The sequence below is a fragment of the Chryseobacterium scophthalmum genome (genome assembly GCF_900143185.1).
Taxonomy (GTDB): Bacteria; Bacteroidota; Bacteroidia; order Flavobacteriales; family Weeksellaceae; genus Chryseobacterium; species Chryseobacterium scophthalmum.
Genome location: NZ_FSRQ01000001.1, coordinates 600,113 through 621,816, shown reverse-complemented (window position 1 = coordinate 621,816; position 21,704 = coordinate 600,113). Strand labels below are relative to the sequence as shown.

24 protein-coding genes are annotated in these 21,704 nt (G+C 32.7%); 11 read left to right on the top strand and 13 right to left on the bottom strand.

What is annotated here, in order from left to right:
- Positions 1-564 carry a hypothetical protein gene (locus tag BUR17_RS02780; protein ID WP_074228589.1) on the top strand — a complete coding sequence of 188 codons (564 nt, stop codon included), beginning with the start codon at positions 1-3 and terminating at the stop codon, positions 562-564.
- A 30-nt stretch (positions 565-594) separates the two neighbouring features.
- Here BUR17_RS02780 and BUR17_RS02775 read toward each other — a convergent pair whose 3' ends face one another.
- From BUR17_RS02775 to BUR17_RS02750, 7 genes are all read right to left on the bottom strand, one after another.
- Positions 595-2,403 (bottom strand): T9SS type A sorting domain-containing protein, encoded by a 1,809-nt coding sequence (locus tag BUR17_RS02775; protein ID WP_074228587.1) that lies wholly within the window; start codon positions 2,401-2,403, stop codon positions 595-597.
- A gap of 343 nt (positions 2,404-2,746) precedes the next feature.
- Complete coding sequence (locus tag BUR17_RS02770) at positions 2,747-3,190, bottom strand: hypothetical protein (protein ID WP_074228585.1); 444 nt, start codon at positions 3,188-3,190, stop codon at positions 2,747-2,749.
- A gap of 202 nt (positions 3,191-3,392) precedes the next feature.
- Positions 3,393-3,917, bottom strand: a complete 525-nt coding sequence (locus BUR17_RS02765; RefSeq protein ID WP_074228583.1) for an endonuclease V — start codon at positions 3,915-3,917, stop codon at positions 3,393-3,395.
- A gap of 3 nt (positions 3,918-3,920) precedes the next feature.
- Positions 3,921-4,055 (bottom strand): VOC family protein, encoded by a 135-nt coding sequence (locus tag BUR17_RS21165; protein WP_317043304.1) that lies wholly within the window; start codon positions 4,053-4,055, stop codon positions 3,921-3,923.
- Complete coding sequence (locus tag BUR17_RS02760) at positions 4,046-4,288, bottom strand: VOC family protein (protein WP_317043303.1); 243 nt, start codon at positions 4,286-4,288, stop codon at positions 4,046-4,048. Before BUR17_RS02760 ends, BUR17_RS21165 begins: the two co-directional genes overlap by 10 nt.
- Positions 4,285-4,731, bottom strand: coding sequence for a GNAT family N-acetyltransferase (locus BUR17_RS02755; RefSeq protein ID WP_074228581.1), 447 nt, complete (start codon positions 4,729-4,731; stop codon positions 4,285-4,287). The genes BUR17_RS02760 and BUR17_RS02755 overlap by 4 nt, the downstream gene beginning before the upstream one ends.
- A gap of 24 nt (positions 4,732-4,755) precedes the next feature.
- Positions 4,756-5,811, bottom strand: coding sequence for a M28 family metallopeptidase (locus tag BUR17_RS02750; RefSeq protein ID WP_074228579.1), 1,056 nt, complete (start codon positions 5,809-5,811; stop codon positions 4,756-4,758).
- An 82-nt stretch (positions 5,812-5,893) separates the two neighbouring features.
- Here BUR17_RS02750 and BUR17_RS02745 point away from each other — a divergent pair, with 82 nt between their 5' ends.
- The 7 genes from BUR17_RS02745 (at position 5,894) to BUR17_RS02715 (ending at position 10,304) form a co-directional block, all read left to right on the top strand.
- A complete protein-coding gene (locus tag BUR17_RS02745; protein WP_074230198.1) occupies positions 5,894-7,033 on the top strand; it encodes an aminotransferase class I/II-fold pyridoxal phosphate-dependent enzyme in 1,140 nt (379 codons plus the stop codon).
- A gap of 66 nt (positions 7,034-7,099) precedes the next feature.
- Complete coding sequence (locus BUR17_RS02740; protein WP_074228577.1) at positions 7,100-7,300, top strand: hypothetical protein; 201 nt, start codon at positions 7,100-7,102, stop codon at positions 7,298-7,300.
- Between the two features lie 29 nt (positions 7,301-7,329).
- Positions 7,330-8,157, top strand: a complete 828-nt coding sequence (locus BUR17_RS02735) for a helix-turn-helix domain-containing protein (RefSeq protein WP_074228575.1) — start codon at positions 7,330-7,332, stop codon at positions 8,155-8,157.
- A 118-nt stretch (positions 8,158-8,275) separates the two neighbouring features.
- Complete coding sequence (gene msrB, locus BUR17_RS02730; RefSeq protein WP_074228573.1) at positions 8,276-8,728, top strand: peptide-methionine (R)-S-oxide reductase MsrB; 453 nt, start codon at positions 8,276-8,278, stop codon at positions 8,726-8,728.
- 34 nt (positions 8,729-8,762) lie between these two features.
- On the top strand, positions 8,763-9,239 hold the full coding sequence (locus BUR17_RS02725; protein WP_228418592.1) for a peroxiredoxin family protein: 477 nt from the start codon (positions 8,763-8,765) through the stop codon (positions 9,237-9,239).
- A gap of 32 nt (positions 9,240-9,271) precedes the next feature.
- On the top strand, positions 9,272-9,769 hold the full coding sequence (msrA, locus tag BUR17_RS02720) for a peptide-methionine (S)-S-oxide reductase MsrA (RefSeq protein WP_074228569.1): 498 nt from the start codon (positions 9,272-9,274) through the stop codon (positions 9,767-9,769).
- 22 nt (positions 9,770-9,791) lie between these two features.
- Complete coding sequence (locus tag BUR17_RS02715) at positions 9,792-10,304, top strand: peptide-methionine (S)-S-oxide reductase (protein WP_074228567.1); 513 nt, start codon at positions 9,792-9,794, stop codon at positions 10,302-10,304.
- Between the two features lie 52 nt (positions 10,305-10,356).
- Here the strand turns inward: BUR17_RS02715 and BUR17_RS02710 are convergent, their stop codons facing one another.
- On the bottom strand, positions 10,357-13,092 hold the full coding sequence (locus BUR17_RS02710; protein WP_074228566.1) for a sodium-translocating pyrophosphatase: 2,736 nt from the start codon (positions 13,090-13,092) through the stop codon (positions 10,357-10,359).
- Positions 13,093-13,226: 134 nt separating this feature from the next.
- On the opposite strand from BUR17_RS02710, the gene BUR17_RS02705 reads away from it, so the two are divergent.
- A complete protein-coding gene (locus tag BUR17_RS02705) occupies positions 13,227-14,933 on the top strand; it encodes an amidohydrolase (protein ID WP_074228564.1) in 1,707 nt (568 codons plus the stop codon).
- Between the two features lie 94 nt (positions 14,934-15,027).
- On the opposite strand, the gene BUR17_RS02700 is transcribed toward BUR17_RS02705, so the two are convergent.
- Both BUR17_RS02700 and BUR17_RS02695 read right to left on the bottom strand, forming a co-directional pair.
- The gene (locus BUR17_RS02700) at positions 15,028-15,639 is read right to left on the bottom strand and encodes an inorganic pyrophosphatase (RefSeq protein WP_074228562.1); all 612 of its coding nucleotides are present in this window, start codon (positions 15,637-15,639) and stop codon (positions 15,028-15,030) included.
- Between the two features lie 20 nt (positions 15,640-15,659).
- The gene (locus BUR17_RS02695; protein ID WP_074228560.1) at positions 15,660-16,172 is read right to left on the bottom strand and encodes a DUF7935 family protein; all 513 of its coding nucleotides are present in this window, start codon (positions 16,170-16,172) and stop codon (positions 15,660-15,662) included.
- A gap of 260 nt (positions 16,173-16,432) precedes the next feature.
- On the opposite strand from BUR17_RS02695, the gene BUR17_RS02690 reads away from it, so the two are divergent.
- Both BUR17_RS02690 and BUR17_RS02685 read left to right on the top strand, forming a co-directional pair.
- Complete coding sequence (locus BUR17_RS02690; protein WP_074228558.1) at positions 16,433-17,233, top strand: hypothetical protein; 801 nt, start codon at positions 16,433-16,435, stop codon at positions 17,231-17,233.
- Positions 17,223-19,049 (top strand): S8 family peptidase, encoded by a 1,827-nt coding sequence (locus BUR17_RS02685; RefSeq protein WP_074228556.1) that lies wholly within the window; start codon positions 17,223-17,225, stop codon positions 19,047-19,049. The genes BUR17_RS02690 and BUR17_RS02685 overlap by 11 nt, the downstream gene beginning before the upstream one ends.
- A 55-nt stretch (positions 19,050-19,104) precedes the next feature.
- Here BUR17_RS02685 and BUR17_RS02680 read toward each other — a convergent pair whose 3' ends face one another.
- The 3 genes from BUR17_RS02680 to radC form a co-directional block, all read right to left on the bottom strand.
- Complete coding sequence (locus BUR17_RS02680; protein WP_228418589.1) at positions 19,105-20,001, bottom strand: phytanoyl-CoA dioxygenase family protein; 897 nt, start codon at positions 19,999-20,001, stop codon at positions 19,105-19,107.
- Between the two features lie 108 nt (positions 20,002-20,109).
- Positions 20,110-21,018, bottom strand: coding sequence for a hypothetical protein (locus BUR17_RS02675; protein ID WP_084550362.1), 909 nt, complete (start codon positions 21,016-21,018; stop codon positions 20,110-20,112).
- Positions 21,015-21,692, bottom strand: a complete 678-nt coding sequence (radC, locus tag BUR17_RS02670; RefSeq protein ID WP_074228550.1) for a RadC family protein — start codon at positions 21,690-21,692, stop codon at positions 21,015-21,017. Before radC ends, BUR17_RS02675 begins: the two co-directional genes overlap by 4 nt.
- Between the last annotated feature and the right edge of the window lie 12 nt (positions 21,693-21,704).

Here is a 21,704-nt window from a genome sequence, read left to right as displayed (position 1 = left end):
ATGAAATTTCTCTTTTCGACATTAATAGTTTTATTCATTAGCTCTTGTAAAAAAGACGATTCAAAAAATATTGAAAAGAGAGATTTTATTGTTTCTAAATTTAATGACGATATTGAAAAACATTTTCAGGAAGCGAAACTGAAAAATCCTGATTTAGCTTTAATTAAAGAAATTAAATTTTACGATTATCCAAAAGGAGCTGTAAATTTTATCTTTTTGAAAGATAACTCAGTCTATTATTATAATGAACAGCTATTCAGTTTAATATGCGGAACTGGATTAGAAAAGTTAAAACCGACAAAAAGAGTTTTATCTTCAGACAGTTTGAAAATTATAAAATACAGTGAAATTTACAATCTTTTAAAAACGAAGGCTGCAGAAGAAAAAATGAAAGATGGTCGACAAAATTTACGACATTTATCTTTTGCTTTTGAAAATGATACCATTAAAAATTATAATATCTCCAAGCTTTTACAAGATATTGATAGCTTAGGTTATCATTCTTATACAGTTCGAAGAATGGCCCAATTCGAAGGCAATGCTTTGCGAAAAAGAGATAAATAAAAAGGAAGCAAATTATGCTTCCTTTTCTCTTTATTTAACAGTCATTTTAAAGACTTTTAGTTTTTCTCCTTTTTCAGTATTTGCTTCAACTAAATAGTTTCCGGGTTGTAATTTACCATTCATCTGCAGATAATGAGTTTTGTTTGCATTGAGATGCTCTGTATTGAGTAATTTCCCAGACATATCAAAGATCTTCACAACTGTAATTTGTTTTTCAAGAGCTTTTCCAGATAAATAAAAGTTGCCGTTATTGGGATTGTCATAAAGCTGAAGCTCGTTTTGCTTATTTAATTCTGAGGTTGATAATCCGTCTTTCAGACTAAATTTAGCAATAAAACCAAACGGCGCACTCGAATAAGGACTAATCATATTTTGGTAAGCTGCACCTTCTGTTCCAATTCCTGTTGGTGATCCTGTAGCTCCCCACAGTACTAATGATCCGTTATCCATAAATTTTGCATTGATATATTCACCAAGAAAATTACTGCCAATTCCACCATAATACGATGCCCAAATTCTGTTACCATTAGAATCAAACTCTGCAAAATACATATTGGTATGTCCTAAAGCAGTGTTGGGAACTGTCGTGAGAAATGCTCCGGGTGTTGATATATTGCTTGTAGCTCCATATTGGCTTCCGGTGATAACGATTCTATTTCCCAAAACTGTTAAGTTGCTCGTGCCAAACAAGCCATCATAACCTGCACTTCCAAAATAGGTGCTCCAGATTCTGTTTCCGGTAAAATCAAATTTAGATAAGAACAAATCACCATTTACCAATTGATTTTTATAAGCGCCTGTAGTTGCAAAATAATTTGGGTACGCATCATCTTCATTCTGTCCGCTTACATAGATTCCGGTAGAATTAACTTCAATAGCACTAATACCATATCCTGTAAATGAAGTAGGATGAATAGGAGTACCATAAAAAGTACCCCAAATTTTTTGACCTGTATTAGCGTTAAATTTTAAAATGAGATTATTTGCGGTTGCGGTTGGCTGAAATGTTCCGGGATTGGTGAAATTTCCAGGCATTTGTGGTGAATAAGCTGTTACAAGATATAATTCATCATTAAACCATTTGAAATCAAAAATTCCGGGAGTTGAAAACGTTCCCCATAATTTCTGCCCTGAAGGACTAAGTTTTACAAGATATGAATTCTCCTGACTATTTCCGCCTATGTTATAGCTTACAAAATTTTCCTGAAATACTCCGGGAGTTCCCAGTCCAGGAATATCATATTTTACAGATCCTAACAGATAAATATTCTGATTGTCATCAAACCTTAAGCTTATAGTATTGTTTGGTATATAAGTAGTCCACATTACATTATGAGAAGGGTCGTATTTTGTAAGTGTATAAGTTTGATTGCCTGCTGTATTTACATTTTGATTGAGCCAGGTTCCTGATGTTGCTAAATTGGGAATTTGTGAAGGATAATTTTTTAGTACATAAACATTTCCAGAATTATCAACTCCAATGATTTTCTCAAAATCATTGGAAATACCGTTATAACCTCCCATAATCATTTGTCCGCTAGGGGAAATTTTTGCTGAATAATAGTTTTGTTGACTCGGAACAATCATATTTCCGCCACCGACTACATATTGATTATAATAAGATGGATTGTAACTGCTTTGATAAGAAGTATGTCCGTTGGCAATAATATTTTGTTGAGGATCAATGAAAAATGAATTTCCATTTAAAGTAAAATCACCAAGATAAGTACCTGTAGCTCCTATATAAGTTCCCCAAGTTCGTTCGTAAGGAAATGTTTGTGCTTTAAAAAATATAGAAAGTGAGCCAAATGCGATTAATACAAGTGATTTTGATGTCATGGTTTAATTTTTAATTCACCGGCAATATAGTTATTTTATTTAAAACGATTTTAATTGATAAGTGATTAATATCAAGAGGCATCTTATCCACAAAAAATTGTGGATAACTTGTGAATTTTAACATTAAATTCATATTTCGTATTAAAAATATTCCTACATTTACTATGTAATAAAAATGACATGAATCTTTTTCTTGCCTTTTTCGACTTCGAAATCGCAATTAAATTTGAAATAAAAATTTAAGCACAGCATCGTCGGCTGTGCTTTTTTGTTGTTGTCTAATTAAAAAAATGAGATGTATTTATCTACTGAATCCGCTTCTAAAGAGCGGATTCTTTTAATATCATGATTTATCTTTTGAAATCCTGATTGCATTGATAATATTCTGATCTCTAAAAATCCAGATACTCACAAATTTCATGTCTTCAGACTTTTCAAAATCAGCATCAAAAACAATCATTTCAATTGGGTCACGATCCTTGCTAAAATCCTGAATGTAAACCGAATTGAGTTTTTTAATATTAATTTTACCCAGTTTATCTGTCAAGTTTTCACATGTTTTTTGAAAGTTTTCAAACAATCTTCTTTCGAATCTCTTATCTAAAGTAAATTGATCAAATTTAGAATAGTTTTTATTTTCACATTTTGCAAAATATTCTTTGATAAAATTTTTACTGATTTCAATTCTTTCAGAATTAACTTTCGAATTTTTAATTTTAGTATGATATTTCTGTGAAAACAAAAGAAATGGGAAGGTAAAAGCTAGTGAAAAAAGGATTTTTTTCATTGATAGGTTTTTAATAATTTTTAAAAATAAGAATTTATTTACTAATTAAAAATAAAAAACCGACAAGCAATGCTTATCGGTTCTTGAAAAATGAAAAATTAATATGGATATGAACTATTTGATGTTTTTAGAATCGTTCTTAATTCTGAAGCAAATTTATATTTATTTAGACTAAATATAAATAATATTCGGCTGACTTTTGTCAGTTTCTCACATTTAGTTCATCTTTCTCTCTTGTTAGCTGATCAAGCTTTTTCAATAAAGTAGGGATTCTATACGCTCCATACATATTTTCAACCTTGGTTTTAATGTCATTTGTATCAATTCCTACAGCGGTAAGAAATAATGGAGTTTTGCTTTCACCTCGAAAAACCGTTTTTCTCAGATCGTCTTCACTAGCGAATCCATTTTTAGCAATACCGATTACAGGATATTTCTTGTTTAAAGATTCGTAAAGATAACCGCCTAATCCTATTTTTCCAGAATTATCTAATGTTACATAACCGTCAACAATAATAAGATCGGCTTCTTTTAAATCGATTTTTTTTAGCAAACTCAAAATACAGGGCAATTCTCTTTTGTAAAAAGCTCCGCTTTCATAATCGGAACTGATTTCGGTATTTTCTGAATAGATAAAGCTTTCCATTTCAGAAGTCCAGTTTTCAAAGGCAATGCAGACTGTTTTTGCAAAGTCTTCGTAATAAAAAGTGTCGAATGCGTAAATCATCTTTTAAGAAGTAAAAAATTCTCCGAAATGCCATAAAACTCCTGCCGGATCAAGAAGAAAACACTCTTTTCCCCAAACTTCAGCCTTTGTAGGAACTAATCGGATTGTATTGTATTTTTCTTTTAAGTTTAAAGACACAAGCTCTTCCAATAGAGATCTACATTTTCTATTTCAAGGAAAATCATCGTATTTTCAATCCATTCTTTGGCATAATAATCTTGCAAATAAAAGGCGAAATTCCCTTTTTTAAACACCGAAAATTTAGGATCGATCTCAACTTCTTCAAACCCTAAATCCCTGTAAAATGCTCTGCTTTCGGCAAAGTCATTTGAACCGATAAAGGGTCTTATCGATTTTATTTTTTGATTCATATTGTTTTGTTGTTTGTCCAGTTCTCAAAAGTCATTTCAAATTTAATTTCATTTTTACCGTGAATTCCTATTTCGTTCCAGCCAGATTTTCGATAAAAAAGTTCTGCTCGTGTATTTGGAGAAGTTCCAAGCCAGACGTTATCTTTTGTTTTAGCAAAGTACCAATCAAGCATAATATCGTGCAGTTTCTTGCCAATTCCTTTCTTTTCAAAATCGGGATCAACAAACAGTGCCCAAATGTTATTATCTTTTAAATCTACAATCGAAAAACCTGTAATTTTTCCGTCGATTTCGCAAACCCAGCCTTTTCCTCTTTCTTTAATAAACTCTTCACAGTCTTTATCAGTCACAAGATCAGGATTTGACAAAGTATTTTCCTTAACAGAATTTCTTACCACCTGAATTTGAGGAATATCTTCTACTTTAGCTTCACGAATAATCATATTTGAATTTTAAAAAACGAAATATTATTTCTTATCTACAACAATTCTTGCGTCACGATTGGCTAGTTCCCAAGCTGTTGCAAAAACCAGCTGTGTTCTTTTTTGAAGTAAAGGGAAATCAATTTTGTCAACATCATCTGTCGGTTTGTGATAATCTTCATGAATTCCATCAAAGAAAAATGCTACAGGAATACCGTGCTTCGCAAAATTATAATGATCAGAACGGTAATACAATCTGTCCGGATCTTTCGGGTCATCATATTTATAGTTCAGTTCTAGGTTGTTGGTCTTTTTGTTGGCTGCTTCATTGATCGTTTTCAGTTCTGAACTCAACATTTCAGAACCGATCACGTACACATAATTTTTACCTCTGTTTGCAATATCATCTCTTCCGATCATGTCAATATTTAGATCTGCCACAGTGTTCCCTAAAGGAAAAACAGGATTATCCGAATAATAAGACGATCCGAAAAGTCCATGCTCTTCTCCCGTTACATGTAGAAATAAGATTGATCTTTTAGGTCCATTTCCTGCTTTTTTAGCACTTTGAAAAGCTTTAGCGATCTGCATTACTGCAACTGTTCCGCTTCCATCATCATCGGCTCCGTTATAGACTACTCCGTTTTTTGTTCCTACATGATCGTAATGTGCGGAGATCACAATAATTTCTTCAGGTTTTTCGCTCCCTTCAATAAAAGCCAAAATATTTTCGGAATCCGGTAAATTTCCACCACCTCTTTTATTCATATAAGAAGACGGAACTTTTTGATAATAGGAAGTTAAATTTTTCGGAAACGAAATTCCTAAATCTTTATAAAAATTGATGATGTACTCTCCCGCTTTTTTCTGACCGGGACTTCCCGTGTCTCTTCCCTCCATTTCATCAGATGCAATGACGTATAGATTTTTCTTTAAATCTTTGAGTTTAATTCTTTGATATGCTTTATTAAAAGCTTTTTCACTTTTTAAATTATTTGAATTTAAATGTTGATCTGAATTCTGATTTTGTGTTGAAATTGCTGAACTTCCACAGCTTGTATGAAGTATTGCTGAAAATATAGGGAGAAGTAATTTCTTCATGGTAAAAAATATTTGTTTAAAAATAACAAAAATAATTCATCTGCTTACTGCAAACATTTTTTTTATATATTTGATAAACACTATGGAAAAAAATTACGGATTTAATGATTATAAATTTTTTACAGACATGTCGGAGCTTTCTTCCAGGCATAAAAGTTATGATTTGTCATTAGGCCTTCCCGATTTTGAAATTGATCCTCGCCTTCGGTATTTTCTTAAAGAATCTGCCGATATGATCAGTCACAGCTACGAATCTCTTTCAGGAAATTCTTTGTTGATCGAGAATATTATTCGTTTTAATTTTAACAGAAAAAACAGCGTACAATTAAAATACGAAGAAGTTAATATTGTACCATGTTCTACATTTGGACTGTACACTTCCTTAAAGTCAATTTTAAATAATGGTGATGAAGTGATTGTTATTCAGCCTTCTTATTATACATATGCTCCGTCAATTGTTATGAATGGTGGTGTTCCTGTTTACTACGATTTGGAAAATGATTTTAAAATTGACTGGGAAAAGTTAAAGCAATGCATTTCTGTAAAAACAAAAGCCATCATTGTCAATTCACCCCAAAATCCGACCGGAAAAACGTGGAGTAAAGAAGATTGGGATCAACTATACGAACTTATAAAACATCAGGAAATTTATCTTATTTCTGAAGAAGTTTATGATATTTACCATTATGATAATGCTGAACATTATAGTTCATTTTTGCATCCTGAATTAAGAAAAAAAACATTCTGCATTTTTTCTTTTGGTAAAATGTTCCACGCAACAGGCTGGAAAGTAAGTTATATTTTAGCTTCAGAAAGTTTGCTTGAAAATTTCAGAAATCATCAGCAATACATTTCGTATAGCTCCAATTCGCCTTGTCAATATGCCATTGCAAAATATCTTGATGTTTTTGATCCTTCGGAAAATCAAAAAATCATGCAGAGCAAACGCGATATTTTTAATGAATTGATACAACCGACACCTTTGGTCGTTGAAGAAATATCTCAAGGTGGTTTTTTTCAGATTGTAAACTTCAGAAACGTTACTAAAACCATGACCGATGTAGAGTTTTCGAAATGGCTGACTGTAGAAAAAAAAGTTTCTTGTTTGCCGCTTTCTGCATTTTATAATTCTAAAACAGATTCAGATTACATCAGATTCAGTTTTGCTAAAAAAGATGAAGTGATTATTCAAGCTTTGGAGCATTTGAAGAGAAATTTATAAGTAGTTAATTTAAAATAACTTTTTCTAATTCTTTTCAATATATTATTCTACAAAACATCCTAAATCATGAGAAAAGTAGACATGGCCAAATATTTAGAAGAACCCTCCCGCTACATACTCAGAAGCGGAGCAAATCATGATGATGCACCACTTTGTCCGTACGGAAATATACAACAATGGATTGGTTATGATCTAAAATTGGAAGAATATGTACGGTTTACAAAGTCTGTTTTTAAATTATTAGTTCAAGAAAAAGACTCGGAGTAAGGATTCGATTTTTACTGCAGTAAATTATTATGGTTCAAAAAATAAAAATTTTAAACAATATAGAAGCTCCCTTTTCTTTTATGCCAAGTGATTGGGATGAAGAACTTACGATTGCCTGGAATGTAGGAGAACCAACCCATATAAAACTCGACGACAACAACATTGCAATAGGCACCAATTGTATACTCTTTGTTTCAGAATTTTATATGAAACTGCAAGTAGAAACCGGAACTTTTCGTATCATTAAATTTAATAAAACCTTTATCAATCCTATTGATTCTATGATAAATACCGGAGAATATCTGATGATATTTTATGGTTTACATGCTATAGATAATCTGCCAAAAATAAGTTTAAAGGAAAACGAAATCAATGTTTTTGAGCATATTTGGCAGGAGCTACTTTTAGAAGAAAAAAACCTAAACAGTCCTATTTCTGAAGCATTGCTTAGAAATTCTTTTCAGCGTTTCTTGCTAAAAAGCCAAAAAAACCATGCAGAAAGTGAGTTTAATATCCCCATTGATTTTAAAGATTTAAGACTCATTCGGGAGTTTCAGTATCTGGTTAACAGTCATTTCAAAGAATTGAAAAAGGTTTCCGATTACGCAGATATTTTAAAAGTTTCACCTAAAAAGATCTCAGAAATATTTGGTTGCTGCTACAGCAAAAAGGCAAGTGAACTTATTGCTGACCGAAGAAATCTATATGCAAAAAGACAATTGATGCATACAGATGAGTTGATAAAGAACATCGCTTATGATTTGAATTTTTCCGATTCTCAGGCTTTTTCACATTTCTTCAAAAAACAAAACGGACTGTCGCCTGAAGAATTCCGCAGTAAATCAGGAAGTATATAAATTTCGTTCTCATAAAAAATAAATCTGCCAGAAAACCAAACACCAATTAAAGAATGTGCAACACTCTATTGGCGTGCTGTGTTTGTACATTTGTATCAACCAATAAAATAAAAAAGTTATGATTAATTGGAATGATGTTTTAAAATTCGCGACAAACGGAAATCCTACACCCGACAGAAGAGTAGAAAAAACAGAAGCAGAATGGAAAGCTATTCTTACCCCCGAACAATTTAGAATTGCCCGTTTAAAAGGAACGGAAAGAGCTGGTTCAGGAGCTTTTTGCCATGCTCATGATGCAGGTAGGTACAAATGCATTTGCTGTGACAATGAGTTGTTCGATTCCACCATAAAATTTAATTCGGGAACTGGATGGCCAAGCTTTACACAGCCGATAAGAGAAAATGCGATTAAGTATGACAAAGACAGTTCTTATGGAATGATTCGTGTAGAAGTAATGTGCAACAATTGTGATGGTCATTTGGGACATGTTTTTCCCGACGGTCCGGAACCAAGTGGATTGCGATATTGTATCAATTCCGAATCGATTGATTTGATCAAAGAATCTGTATAACAAGTTTATTAATATCTAAAAAATGATATTGAATATGGAAGAACAAATGAATACAAAAGCTCCAGAATTAAGAGTAGAACGATGGATAGATGCTAACGGAAATGAGTTAACTCAACCAATAAGGCTGTCAGATTACCATGACAAGTATAAAATTATTTATTGTTTTCAGCATTGGTGCCCCGGTTGTCACAGTGTTGGTCTTCCGTCACTAAAAAAACTGGTTGATGCTTTTGAAGGGAACGAGAAGATTGTTTTTCTTGCGGTTCAAACAGTTTTTGAAGGAAGCCAAGCTAATACTTATGATAAAATTCTGGAAACACAGAAGAAATATGAACTAAAAATTCCTTTTGGGCATGATCCCGGGAATGGAAGATCAACTATTATGGAAGATTTTCAAACAGGTGGAACACCTTGGTTTATTGTTATAGATAAAGCAGATAATGTGGTGTTTGCAGATTTTCATATCAATGTAGACGGTGCTATTGGATATTTAACAGAGAGTATAAAATAGTTTAGAAAAAAATAATCAAAAAAGAATAAAAAATGACACATAATGAAAAAGTATATATCGCAGGTGGATGTTTTTGGGGAATGGAAGATCTTTTCAGAAAACAAAAAGGAATTGTCGACACAGAAGTGGGTTACATTGGCGGGGAAAATGAAAATCCGACCTATCGTAATCATCCGGGGCATGCAGAAGGAATTGAGTTAACCTACAATCCTGATGAAACAAATTTCAGAGAAATACTTGATTATTTCTACAGAATTCACGATCCATCGACAATAGACCGACAAGGAAACGACCACGGATCGAGCTACCGTTCGGCTATTTTTTTTCAGAATGAACAAGAAAAAGAAACAGCAAAAGAAATCATTGATATTGTCGATAAATCTGGAAAATGGAACGGAAAAGTAGTAACTACATTAGAACCTTATACTAAATTCTGGCCTGCAGAACCTGAGCATCAGGATTATTTAGAGCGAATTCCTAATGGATATACTTGCCATTTCGAAAGATTCGGAACTTTTTTAGAGAAATAAATCTAAAATTATAGAAGGAAAAATGAACAATAAAATAGGCTTCGGAGGCGGGTGTCACTGGTGTACAGAAGGGATCTTTCAGTCTTTAATCGGTATTGCTGATGTTAAACAAGGCTGGATTTCATCTTTCGGAAAAAATGTTTCCTTTTCTGAAGCTGTTTTAGTTGAATTTAATCCTCAGACTATTTCACTGAAAGACTTAATTGAAATTCATTTACACACGCATTCTAGTACATCAAAACACTCATTTAGAGAAAAATATCGCTCTGCTGTATACGTTTTTGATGAAGATCAGGAAAAAAAATGCAAAAAAATTATAGAGGAATTTCAATCTGATTTTGATGATCAAATTATAACTAAAGTGCTTGTTTTTAGAGAATTTAAGTTGAATAAAGCAGAGCAATTGAATTATCTGTACACAAGAAGAAATGCACCTTTTTGCAAAAATATTATCAATCCTAAATTATCAGTTCTAATGAATCGGTTTGGTGATTTTGCAAATAAAGAAAAAATAATGAACGGTATAATTGAATAAAAAAGCATCACAATTTTCTGTGATGCTTTTCATTTATACATTTTTAAATTAATTAAAGAGAAAGAACTCTTACATCAATTCTTCTGTTTTTTGCGCGGCATTCATCGGTGTCATTAGCTTCACAAACAGGATACAAAGAACCATATCCTTCTGTTTCTACACGATGTCCTGCAATTCCCAGTTCCAGTAATTTCAGTTTTGTTGTCTGCGCTCTTAAATTTGAAAGCTTTACATTCGTATCTTGATTTCCAGTATTATCTGTGTATCCGCCGAGTTTTATTATCATATTCGGATAAGCATTCATGATTTCAACCAGATTTAATAATTGAGCTTCTGCTTTTTCCTTAATTTCACTTGAACCACTTTCAAAGTAGAAGTTTTCTAACGTATACCAGTTATTGGGATCTAAAACGGTTTTATCATTACTTTTTATAGCATTATACATCTGAAGCAACTGACTTCCTTCACCAATGGTCATTTTTTTTCCATCTTCCAGTTCTACTTCCTGAATTTTTCCGGTATCATAAACAAAATCTCCTTCTTCATTCAGATATCCTTTAATGATTTTCGGTGCCAAAATAACTGTATTGTGTACAGAATTTACAACAACAGGAGTTATTCCCGAAACCCTGGTTAAAGCTTCAATTTTTGCTTTTCTGTTGGCTTCAATTTTATCTTTGTGTAACACAGCTAAAGTAGGCGCAATGACTAAAGAAACAATTGACATTAATTTAATCAAAATATTCATCGATGGCCCGGAAGTATCTTTAAACGGATCTCCTACGGTATCTCCTGTAATAGAAGCTTTATGAGGTTCTGAACCTTTGTAATAGGTTTGTCCGTTGATGTCAACTCCTTTTTCAAAAGATTTTTTTGCATTATCCCAAGCTCCACCTGCGTTATTTTGGAAAATCCCCATTAAAACCCCACAAACAGTTGCTCCGGCAAGAAAGCCTCCCAAAACTTCAGGTCCGAAAATAAAACCGATCAATAAAGGCGATACAATTGCAATGGCACCAGGAAGCATCATTTTTTTGATGGAAGCATCAGTAGAAATCGCTACACATTTTTGATATTCGGGTTCGGCTGTTCCTTCAAGAATTCCGGGAATTTCTCTAAACTGTCTTCTCACTTCTTCCACCATCGCCATTGCAGCCTGTCCAACTGCGGTAATAGCCAAAGATGAAAATATAAAAGGAATCATTCCACCGACAAATAATCCGGCTAAAACATCGGCTCTGTAAATATCGATACCGTCGATTCCTGCAATACCCACAAATGCTGCAAATAAAGCTAATGCCGTTAATGCTGCAGAAGCAATAGCAAAACCTTTTCCGGTTGCAGCGGTTGTATTTCCTACTGCATCTAAAATATCTGTTTTTTCACGAACTTCTTTTGGTAATTCACTCATTTCGGCGATTCCGCCTGCGTTATCAGCAATAGGTCCGAAAGCATCAATTGCCAACTGCATTGCTGTTGTAGCCATCATTCCGGCTGCTGCAATCGCAACACCATATAATCCTGCACATAAATAAGATCCGTAAATTCCGCCTGCTAAAACGAGAATTGGTAAAAGTGTAGATTCCATCCCTACAGAAAGTCCGCCAATAATATTCGTTGCGTGACCGGTAGAAGACTGTCTTACAATACTTGAAACCGGTCTTTTTCCCATTGCAGTATAAAATTCTGTGATGATGCTCATTAAAGTTCCCACAACCAAACCAACGATGATGGCTCCAAAAACTCCCATTTTAGTAAACTCATGACCTCTTAAAACCATTTTTTCAGGTAAAAGATAAGTGACTAAGAAATAAGAAGCTATTGCGGTAATGACTATGCTTCCCCAGTTCCCTAAGTTTAAAGCATTTTGCACATTGGATGTTGATGAACCTTCGTTATCATTAATTTTAACGAATAAAGTACCAATCATTGAAAAAATAATTCCTGTTCCGGCAATAAGCATCGGTAATAAAATCGGAGCAAAACCTCCAAAAGAATCATTTGAAATCGTCTCTCTTCCCAAAACCATTGTTGCTAAAACGGTTGCTACATACGAACCGAATAAATCGGCTCCCATCCCTGCAACATCACCAACGTTATCACCAACGTTATCGGCAATGGTAGCCGGATTTCGAGGATCGTCTTCAGGAATTCCGGCTTCTACTTTTCCCACTAAATCTGCTCCAACATCGGCGGCTTTAGTATAAATTCCACCTCCTACTCTGGCAAATAATGCAATAGATTCTGCACCTAAAGAAAATCCTGTAAGAATTTCTATGGTTCTTTCCATTTCGTGAGAATTTACGGCAGCATCAGGAGCAAAAATCTGTTTGATAATTAAATAAAGCGCTCCTAAACCTAAAACAGCTAATCCGGCAACTCCCATTCCCATTACGGAACCTCCGGTGAAAGATACTTTCAATGCTTTAGATAAAGAAGTTTTTGCGGCTTCTGCGGTTCTTACGTTGGCTTTTGTAGCGATTTTCATTCCAATAAAACCTGCCAAAGCAGATAATATAGCTCCGATTACAAAGGCAATTCCAATAGTCCAATGTGAATTGGAATTGGTCATTCCCATTACGGCTAATAAAATGGCAACAATAATTACGAAATACATCATGATCTTGTACTCGGCCTTTAGAAAAGCCATCGCACCATCAGCGATATGTCCGCTGATTACTTTCATTTTTTCATTTCCAGCATTCTGTTTACTTACCCAATTACTTTGAATAAAAGTATAGATCAGGGCAATAACACCAAAAATGGGTACTAAAACAAATAAGTCCATAGTTTATTATTTTTATATTAAAAGTTCGTGATTATCTTTATAAATATAATGATTTTTATAAATACTTTGTAAAAACAAGCCTGATTATTCTATTTTTTTGTAAATTTAGTCAACACCATCCAAACTATTTTACCATGAAAATTTTACTTTACCTATCTATATCAGCATTATTCATCAGCAGTTGTCAAACCCAAAAATCAGCAGAATCGCTTTATTTTGGCGGAACTATTTTGACGATGGAAGATTCTTCTCTTCAGGTAGAAGCTGTTGTCGTAAAAAATGGAAAGATATTTTTTGCAGGATCTAAAACTGAAGCTGATCATCATGTTAATAGCAAAACAAAAATGATTGATCTGAAAGGCAAAACTTTGTTACCAGGTTTTATAGATGTTCATGGTCATTTCACTTCAAGAGCTGGATTGATACAAGCGATAGATTTATTTCCGGAACCATACGGTACGGTTAATTCTATCAAAGATTTACAAAATACTATTAGAAATTCTATTATAAAAAATAAAATTTCAGAGAACCAACCTGTAATAGGTAATGGATACGATGATGCCATCATGACAGAACACAGACATCCAACAAAGGATGAGCTTGATGCAATCAGCACGACCAACCCGATTATTGTCATTCATACTTCCGGTCATGCAAGTGTTGCTAATTCTGCGATGCTAAAGTTGCTCAACCTCTCAGATTTGTCAAAAGATCCTGAAGGCGGACATTTAGGAAGAGATAAAAATGGAAAACTCAACGGAAAATTAGAAGAGAATGCAAGTTTTATGGCTTTGCTTACTATTACAGAAAAAATGAAAACGGATGATTCTAAAGCTCAAGCTATGAATAATCTAATGAAAGCTCAAGAAGAATGGCTAAGTTATGGGCAAACTACCATTTGCGACGGAAGAACGATGGGAGAAAGTGTAGATCTTTTGGAGCAAGCTGCTACTGAAGGTTTGTTTAAAGCTGATGTGGTTTATTTTCCAGATTATGAATATTTTAAAAAAGATTTAGATGTTTTTAAACCTAAATACATGAAATATAAAGATCATTTAAAACTTGGAGGATTTAAATTTTCTGACGACGGTTCTCCTCAAGGCAAAACAGCTTGGCTTACACAGCCTTATCTTGTTCCACCTGAAGGACAATCGAAAGACTATAAAGGCTTCCCGATATTTACAGATGAAACTTTATATGAAGACTTAAAAACCTTATTTCAAAATCATATTACCGCTCAACTTCACGTAAATGGCGATGCAGCAATAGATCAGGCAATCCGTGTCATCAAAAAACTAAAAGACGAAAATATTTATACTCCGGAATTGCGTGCAACGTTAATTCATGTGCAAAACAGCCGCCCTGATCACATTCAAAAAATAAAAGAATTGGGGGTTATTCCGTCTTATTTTTCTACTCATACTTATTTGTGGGGAGATTGGCATTATTCAAGTGTTTTTGGTCCTGAAAGAGCTTCTTTTATCAGTCCAGCAAACTCTGCATTAAAAGCGGGAATTATTTTTACTATTCATCATGATGCTCCTGTTACTCCACCAGATCTTATCACTGCGGTTTATGCTGCTGTTAACAGAAAAACCCGTTCCGGAAGAATTTTAGGATCTGATGAAAGAATTACTACCATTGAAGCCCTGAAAGCTATTACGATCAATGCCGCCTATCAATTACAGGAAGAAAATAAAAAAGGCTCTATTAAAGAAGGGAAATTAGCTGATTTTGTAATACTTGATCAGAATCCTTTAACGATAGATCCTGAAAAAATTAGAAGTATTAAAGTTTTAGAAACTATTAAAGAAGATATTCCGGTTTATATTAGAAAGTAATTGATTTCGGAAATCTATTTTAACATTCAGATAAAAAACAAAAAGGGTAAATGAACAGTTTCATTTACCCTTTTATATTTAAATAAAGAGAATTTTATCCTCCGTATTTGCTTGAATAATCATTTTGTGAAGCTATGATTACTTTTCTTGCATGCTCTGCTCCGTAAACCTCCTGAATTCTACATTTTGCAGGCTCATCCGGTAAGTTTTTGTACGTTAAGAAATAGTGCATCAATCTTTTTACTTCAGCTTCAGGTAATTCTGAAATATCTCTGAAATGACCGAATGCGTGATCGCTTACCATTACGGCTACAATTTTATCATCAGCTTCACCTCCATCGATCATTTTGAAACCACCGATTGGAATAGCTTCCATCAAAAGTCCTCCAGAATGAATATTGTGAGAGCTTAATACACAGATATCCAAAGGATCGTGATCTCCCATTGTAACGTCAGTTGCGCCACTTTCTACAGCCAATTTCATTACTTCCTCATTACAGTAAGTTCTAGGAACAAAACCATATAATGCAGGAATAATGTTAGAAAACTTCTGAGGTCTGTCTACTTTAAGGTAACCAGTTTCTTTATCTATTTCGTATTTAATTGTGTCTGAAGGTACTATTTCCACGAATACGTTTACCACGTTTGGCGCATCTTCTCCTGCAGAAATCCCATGCCACGGATGTGCTTTAAAATTTGGAATCATTATTTATATTTATTATTTAATTAAGCTATTATTAAAATTTCTCTCCTCAAATCTTCGATAGTTTCTCCGATATAATCATTATCATTCATGTAATTCATGATGAAAACGGTTTTATACTCATTAAGATTCGGATTGTTATTAAGACTTTCGTAGGTTTTGTGCAGCAAATCTATGATTGCATTTTTAGAATCTACGATATTCTGCCATGAATTTTTTGTTAAATAAAGTTGCTGTGAAGCATTATAATCAAATTCTTCGTTGATGGTTTTCTCGGTAAGAAATACAAATTCATGAGCGGCAAGCTCTTTATCAAACTTAAGAATAAGATTTGCAGGTTTTATTCTTTCCAAAAAAAGAGTCATTCTTTCATAAGAATGCGTTTTGTTTTCAGAATTCGATTTTACAGAAAGTAATTTTATTTCCTGATTTTTTAAATTGATGTACGAATACACAAATTGTCTCAGCAAAACCAAAAACGGAATTGCAATAACTAATGCAGCAGCATAGGGTAAATAGTCTGAAAAATCTGTCATAATTTGAGGTAGCAAAATTAATGATATTTTCTGGATTTTTTTAGAGCATATATAAATTTTATTCAAATATTTATATATAATTATCAAGTGATTTTAGTTTAATGAGATATTATTAATAAGCTGCTATTAAAGTCAAGTATTTGTACAAATCATTTTCGAAATACATCCTTTTAAAGTGTAATATGAAAATTAATTTCATAAAATTTAATATTGATTCTTAAAATAATTATTTAGTTTTACAAAAATTATAATTATTAATCATGAAAAAACAATTTCTAATTGCAACTATTGTTGCATCTTCATTTGCTTATGCCCAATCATCATGGAATCTAACAGGAAATTCGGGGACAAACGCTTCTACAAACTTCTTAGGAACAAGTGACACAAATGATCTCGTATTAAAAACTAATAATCAGGAACGATTTAGAATTAACTCTATAGGAAACGTTGGTATTGGTACAAATCCAGAATCTGACATTATTCTTAAGCTAAAAGGAAGAACTCAGTTTTTTTCAGATATAAATAGTGATACTTTTGCGGTTCAAAATACAGGCACTAATATTGATGCTGGAGCTTCTTTAGTGTGGTTAAATTACTCGCAATATCAGCCAAATAATCCGGGCGTCTTAGATGTTAGTGGCCACACAGCACCTGGAATTTGGGAGTCTACATTCTCATTAAAAGCAAATGGGAAATTACTTATTGGAAATTATAGCCAATATCCTAATTGTTCTGACTGCAATGATTATCGGGTTTTTATAAAAAACGGAATAAGAACTGAAAAAATAAAGGTAGATATAGCTGCAAGTAATGGATGGGCTGATTATGTTTTTGAAAAAAACTATAATTTAATGCCCTTAAGCGAGCTTGAAAAATTCATCACAGAAAATAAACATTTACCCGAAGTCCCTACAACAAAAGAAGCAATTGAAAACGGCATAGAATTAAAAGAAATGAATATTCTTCTTTTAAAGAAAGTCGAAGAATTAACATTGTATGTAATTCAGCAACAAAAAGAACTTCAGGAACTAAAGTTAAAAGTAAAAAAAGATGAAAAATAAAATATTACCATTTCTATTACTGGCAGAATCTTTTTTGTTTGCACAAAATAAGCTATGTTATATCCAAATTCCAAATGAAAATAACGTCCCGAAAATTAGTATTGAAAACGGAAAAAGCACTGTATCACATTTTGATGTAAATCTAACAAAAGCTTTATCTAAATATAATATTTTCACATTTAAAAAAGCCTTTCCTACATCTGTAACCCCGTTTTTGCAAACTGTATATATATTGGAAGTTGATAAAGCAGGCATTATTGATGATTTAAAAAAATACACAACCTATTTTCCTTTAATTGAAGAAACATATAAACCTGAGTTATTATATACGCCCAACGATTATAATTATCCCGGTACAACTAGTCCACTTCAAAGCTTAGATTTAATCAATATAAGAGAAGCTTGGGATTATACACATGGAGATCCAAATTTCATGATTGGAATAAGTGATACACCTATAAGTACTACTCACGAAGATTTAGTTGGTAAGGTTACATCACTTATAAGTTATACTATTCCGGACTCTCATGGAACTGCTGTTGCAAGTCATGCTGCTGCAAATACTGACAATAATAAAGGTATTCCTGGAACGGGCTTTAATTCTAAAATTTTATATAATTCTTTTGGCATAAATAGTCTACTAGAATTATCGCAAAATGGAGCAAGGGTTGTTAATGCAAGCTGGACTAATACATGTAATTATAGTGAGATTGACCAATTGGTTATTGATGAAATCCATAATAATGGAACTGTTATTGTTGTTGCTGCTGGTAATGGTTTTGCTGGTGCTAATGGAGGAACATGTGGAGGACCTAATAATTATGTTTATCCAGCTAGTTATAATCACGTTATCAGTATTTCTAGTGTAGGGCATGCAGATGTAGGATATACATATAACAATATACCAATGTTATGGAGGGATCGTGTAGAGCAATTAATTGGTGATCCAAACTCAACACATCAAAATAATGACATGGTAGATTTAAGAGTGGCAGGATTCAATGTTGTTGGGGCAACTGCAGTGTCAGATTCCTCATATGGCGGTGCATGGGGAACTTCATTAGCTGCACCTCAAGTTGCTGGTGTGGTAGCCTTATTGTTTTCTGTAAATAATTGTTTAAATCCCAATGAAATTGAATCTATTTTAAAACTTACTTCAGCAAATTTAGATGATATTCCTGAAAATCAACCTTATATAGGTAAACTTGGAGCAGGACGAATTGATGCTGGGAAAGCAACAAAAATTGCATGGCAAATGAATCCTTCTAATGGTGGTGAAGTTCTTATAAAAGATAGAAATTTTGATAAATGGGATTTTGAACTTTTAAATTCAGCTGAATCTATTAAAATTCAAAATGAAAGTTTTACACAAAATGCGAATGTTATTTTTAAGGCTAAAAAATCTATAACATTGGATGCAGGTACTCTACTTCAACCTAATAGTGGAAAAAGTCACTATATGTATGTAGAAGATATTAATACATGTAGTCCTTTTAATCGAGTTGCAAATAGCTTTAATGTAGAAAAAAAATCTAGCAATGAAGACGTTTTAAAGCAGCAGAAAATAGTAAATGAAGATATTAGTATTTACCCTATACCCACTAAAAATAAAATTTTTATTAAATCTAAAAAAGACTTAATAAATAGTAAAATAAAGGTTTTTGATATCAATAATAGATTAGTACTTCAAAAAAATGTTGAATCAACTAATGAAAATACTTTTTCAATAGATCTTTCTAGTTTATTGAAAGGAGTTTATTTCCTTGAAGTATCAAATTCTAATTTAAATTATCGTAAAAAAATAATAAAAGATTAAAAAATAAAAAAGCCTAAAAGAATTTAATATCTTTTAGGCTTTTTGTTAACTCTTTTTACAGCTCAAATAATGCAGGCCTTTGCGTAACCTCATGATAACAGACACTTTTTTCGTCAAAATAATGATAAACTAAGCTCTTTCTTGTTTTTGTTTTATCTAAATGTGGTTCTCCACCGTGAAGAATATTGGCATGCCAAATCAAAAGATCACCTTTTTTTGCTCTGAAAACTTCCTTTTTTAACCCCAATTCTTTCACTTTATTTTCAAGAAATTCTTCGTAAGCTACATAACTTTTTTTGCCGATTTTAAAAGCTGTTCCTTCATTATCATAGTCAGAATTTAAGAAATACGGAAGCTTATGACTTCCCGGAATATAATGTAAAGCGCCATTCGTTTCATCCACATCTTCCAAGGCAATCCAAACTCCTAAAAGTCCGCCCAAAGGATAAGTCGTCATGTGAATGCTGTCTGAATGCGTTTTTTGCTGACTTCCGTTGATGAAATTGATGCTCTGAAACAATTTAGCATCACCATCGATTAAAACAGATAAAAATTCGAGTAAGTTTTTGTCATTTCCGATATTTTTTATAATCTCAGAATGATGAATAACGAACATCAACTTACCGCCATAACGGAATTTAATGGTTCCATCTTTCATCAATTTTTCAATCTCATTGTTGATCTGATCGGCAGTTTCAGGTTTAAGATAATTTCTCAGAACCAAAAAACCGTTATCATCAAAACCTTCTGCGCTGATTTTATTTTCTTCGGAAAGATTTTTATAAAATTCGGTGTTGAAAAGTTTTTGCTCATCAAATTTTCTTTCATTTTCAGGTAAATGCGCAAAATCTTTGCTTGAGATACTCGAAAAATAGCTTTTATCAAGACCGTATTTTTTATAAAGCGGAATATTATGCTGTAATTTTTTTTTGTTGAAAAAATTATAAATCATGTATGGCAACTTATAATTGCGGATCTTCTTTAGCATTGTGAGCAGTTTGTAAATACTTTTATAAATTTAAGAATAATATATAGAACTATTCTAAAGAACGTGATTAAATTAAAGTTTCATGATAAATTTCAAGCTCATCAATTTTTTAATGATATTTTTTTTAGAATATTCAATCAGATGATAAGGACGAAGTTCGGGTCTGAAACCTCTGAAAAATTCTTCTACATTCGGCAATTCACTCCCTTCAAAATCAAAGATTTTGGTTGATATATTTTCTTCTATACACCTGTCTATTAGAACAGAAGATCCCGATACTTTAACCGATTCTTTATCATTAAACGTTCCTAAAAGTGCCACTGTAAAATCATCAAAATAAGTGACGATAATATTGATAATTCTTTGGTTGAGATAAAAAGCTGAAAAATTCAAACAGTTTGCCTCAAACATATTTTTAAATATTGAAATGAAAGAATCTACATCTTCTTCTTTATCTGCCCCCAAAAAGTTTTCTTTAATAAAGCTTTCAGCCTGAGAAAAACTGATATTTTTAATCTCAGAATTTTTTACAATATCTTCATCCAATCTGAGCTTTCTTTTTCTTTTAGGAGAATATTTAGAGTAAACTGTTTCGTAATTATCAGGAAGAATGAGAAAGTTTTTCTTAGATTTTAAAGTAGTTTTAAAATGATTAAATTCATTAAAAGTATAAATTCTGATGAGATAATTTTTCTCTAAAAAGCTTAAAAACTGTTCGTTAATTTCTACATTATCCTCTTTTGAAAAAATCCCCAATTGCTGGCAAAGCATTGGATTATGAACGATTTTAATTTTTGATTTGAACACATATGGAACAGGCATTATGGCTTCGTAATCTTTGTAAACCAATAATTCCCATTTTTTATCTGATGAAATATCTAAAAACTGTTTTGTAGCAGAATATTTTCGCTGTGCAGAATTTTCCAGGCATTGAGCGTATTTTTCAAAATCAATTTCATGGTATTTTAATCTTTTAATCATAATAATCCTTCGTCTGCAAAACTGGTATATGCGTTTTGAGTAATAATTAAATGATCCAAAAGCTGAATGTTCATCACATTTCCTGCTTCTTTCACTTGTTTGGTTATACTGATATCTTCTGTACTGGGTTTTAGATTTCCTGACGGATGGTTGTGCGAAATAATAATTCCTGTCGAAAAATGTTCTAATGCAGTTTTAAAGAGTACTCTGATGTCTACAATCGACTGATTAATTCCACCTTGCGTCAACTGAGCGATATGAATTACTTTATTGCTTTGGTTGAGAAATAAAGCCCAAAATTCTTCAGTTCTGAGATCTGATAAATGCAGTTTCAAAATATTATAAGCATCTTTACTGCTCGAAATCAAAGGTTTTTCGGGGATTTCCTGATTGGCTCTTCTTCTCCCGATTTCCAAAGCAGTTGCAATTGAAATAGCTTTTACTTCACCTACTCCTTTGAATTTCATTAAATCTTTAACCGTTAATAAACTTAGCTGATGCCAATTGTTATCAACCGATGCCAGAATTTTTCGTCCTAATTCTACAGCTGTTTCCTCTCTGTTTCCGCTGCCCATAATGATTGCCAAAAGTTCAGAATCAGAAAGTGAGTTTTTACCTTTCAGTAAAAACTTTTCTCTGGGTCTGTCGTCTTCTGCCAAAAATTTTATAGACATGATTTTAGGGTT